General features: G+C 49.7%; 1 rRNA gene. It reads left to right on the plus strand.

Features of this window, described 5'->3' with window-relative positions:
* Nucleotides 1-154: 154 nt before the first annotated feature.
* Nucleotides 155-3,046, plus strand: a 23S ribosomal RNA gene (locus tag Aba26S_RS20530).
* Nucleotides 3,047-3,148: the final 102 nt, after the last annotated feature.

Here is a 3,148-nt window from a genome sequence, read left to right on the forward strand (position 1 = left end):
TGAGAACTAGCAAAAACACTGAATCAAGCGTTTTGGTATATGAATTTAGATTGAAGCTGTACAGTGCTTAAATGCACAGACAACGAATCAGTAGCAATTAAGTTTGCAACGATAACACTCACTTGTATGTGTTAGCGACTGTTTGGGGTTGTATAGTCAAGTAATTAAGTGCATGTGGTGGATGCCTTGGCAGTCAGAGGCGATGAAAGACGTGATAGCCTGCGAAAAGCTCCGGGGAGGCGGCAAATATCCTTTGATCCGGAGATTTCTGAATGGGGGAACCCACCCGCTATAAGGCGGGTATCATAAGCTGAATACATAGGCTTATGAAGCGAACGAGGGGAAGTGAAACATCTCAGTACCCTTAGGAAAAGAAATCAATTGAGATTCCCTTAGTAGCGGCGAGCGAACGGGGAGCAGCCCATTAAGTTGTGTGTGTTCTAGTGGAACGCTCTGGGAAGTGCGAACGTAGAGGGTGATATTCCCGTACACGAAAGGGCACACACAATGATGACGAGTAGGGCGAGGCACGTGAAACCTTGTCTGAATATGGGGGGACCATCCTCCAAGGCTAAATACTCCTGACTGACCGATAGTGAACCAGTACCGTGAGGGAAAGGCGAAAAGAACCCCTGTGAGGGGAGTGAAATAGATCCTGAAACCGCATGCATACAAGCAGTGGGAGCCGACTAGTTCGGTGACTGCGTACCTTTTGTATAATGGGTCAGCGACTTATATTCAGTAGCAAGGTTAACCGCATAGGGGAGCCGTAGAGAAATCGAGTCTTAATAGGGCGTTTAGTTGCTGGGTATAGACCCGAAACCAGGCGATCTATCCATGAGCAGGTTGAAGGTTGGGTAACACTAACTGGAGGACCGAACCCACTGTCGTTGAAAAGCCAGGGGATGACTTGTGGATAGGGGTGAAAGGCTAATCAAGCCTGGTGATAGCTGGTTCTCCCCGAAAGCTATTTAGGTAGCGCCTCGGACGAATACCATTGGGGGTAGAGCACTGTTTCGGCTAGGGGGTCATCCCGACTTACCAAACCGATGCAAACTCCGAATACCAATGAGTACTATCCGGGAGACAGACTGCGGGTGCTAACGTCCGTAGTCAAGAGGAAAACAATCCAGACCGCCAGCTAAGGCCCCAAAATCATAGTTAAGTGGGAAACGATGTGGGAAGGCATAGACAGCTAGGAGGTTGGCTTAGAAGCAGCCACCCTTTAAAGAAAGCGTAATAGCTCACTAGTCGAGTCGGCCTGCGCGGAAGATGTAACGGGGCTAAAACTATGTGCCGAAGCTGCGGATTTGACTTTAAGTCAAGTGGTAGGGGAGCGTTCTGTAAGCCGATGAAGGTGTATTGAGAAGTATGCTGGAGGTATCAGAAGTGCGAATGCTGACGTGAGTAACGACAAAACGGGTGAAAAACCCGTTCGCTGAAAGACCAAGGGTTCCAGTCCAACGTTAATCGGGGCTGGGTGAGTCGACCCCTAAGGCGAGGCCGAGAGGCGTAGTCGATGGGAAATTGGTTAATATTCCAATACTTCTGTGTAATGCGATGAGAGGACGGAGAAGGTTAAGTCAGCCTGGCGTTGGTTGTCCAGGTGGAAGGCAGTAGGCATGCATCTTAGGCAAATCCGGGGTGCTCTATGCTGAGAGCTGATAGCAAGCTGTACTTGTACAGTGAAGTGGCTGATACCATGCTTCCAGGAAAAGTCTCTAAGCTTCAGTTACACAGGAATCGTACCCGAAACCGACACAGGTGGTCAGGTCGAGTAGACCAAAGCGCTTGAGAGAACTCTGCTGAAGGAACTAGGCAAAATGGTACCGTAACTTCGGGAGAAGGTACGCTGCTGACGGTGATGGGACTTGCTCCCTGAGCTATTGGCAGCCACAGAAACCAGGCCGCTGCAACTGTTTATTAAAAACATAGCACTCTGCAAACACGAAAGTGGACGTATAGGGTGTGATGCCTGCCCGGTGCTGGAAGGTTAATTGATGGGGTTAGCGTAAGCGAAGCTCTTGATCGAAGCCCCAGTAAACGGCGGCCGTAACTATAACGGTCCTAAGGTAGCGAAATTCCTTGTCGGGTAAGTTCCGACCTGCACGAATGGCATAATGATGGCGGCGCTGTCTCCAGCAGAGGCTCAGTGAAATCGAAATCGCTGTGAAGATGCAGTGTACCCGCGGCTAGACGGAAAGACCCCGTGAACCTTTACTGCAGCTTGACATTGAACTTTGACCTTACTTGTGTAGGATAGGTGGGAGGCTTTGAAGTTAGAACGCTAGTTCTAATGGAGCCGTCCTTGAAATACCACCCTGGTAATGTTGAGGTTCTAACTCTGCCCCGTAATCCGGGGCGAGGACCATGTCTGGTGGGTAGTTTGACTGGGGCGGTCTCCTCCTAAAGAGTAACGGAGGAGTACGAAGGTGCGCTCAGCGTGGTCGGAAATCACGCGTAGAGTATAAAGGCAAAAGCGCGCTTAACTGCGAGACCCACAAGTCGAGCAGGTACGAAAGTAGGTCTTAGTGATCCGGTGGTTCTGTATGGAAGGGCCATCGCTCAACGGATAAAAGGTACTCTGGGGATAACAGGCTGATACCGCCCAAGAGTTCATATCGACGGCGGTGTTTGGCACCTCGATGTCGGCTCATCTCATCCTGGGGCTGAAGCAGGTCCCAAGGGTATGGCTGTTCGCCATTTAAAGAGGTACGCGAGCTGGGTTTAGAACGTCGTGAGACAGTTCGGTCCCTATCTACCGTGGGCGCTGGAAATTTGAGAGGATCTGCTCCTAGTACGAGAGGACCAGAGTGGACGAACCTCTGGTGTACCGGTTGTGACGCCAGTCGCATCGCCGGGTAGCTATGTTCGGAAGGGATAACCGCTGAAAGCATCTAAGCGGGAAGCCTACCTCAAGATAAGATTTCCCTAGGAATTTATTCCTCTAAAGAGCCGTTCGAGACTAGGACGTTGATAGGTTGGGTGTGGAAGCACGGTGACGTGTGAAGCTGACCAATACTAATTGCTCGTGAGGCTTGACTATACAACACCCAAACAGTTGTTGTATTCAAGATAAATTCAATACATAACTTGATTTAGTGTGAAATCTAGTTACAATACCGACTCAATTAACTAATCCGTTAAT

The organism is Acinetobacter sp. NBRC 110496 (assembly GCF_000876115.1).
Lineage (GTDB): Bacteria > Pseudomonadota > Gammaproteobacteria > Pseudomonadales > Moraxellaceae > Acinetobacter.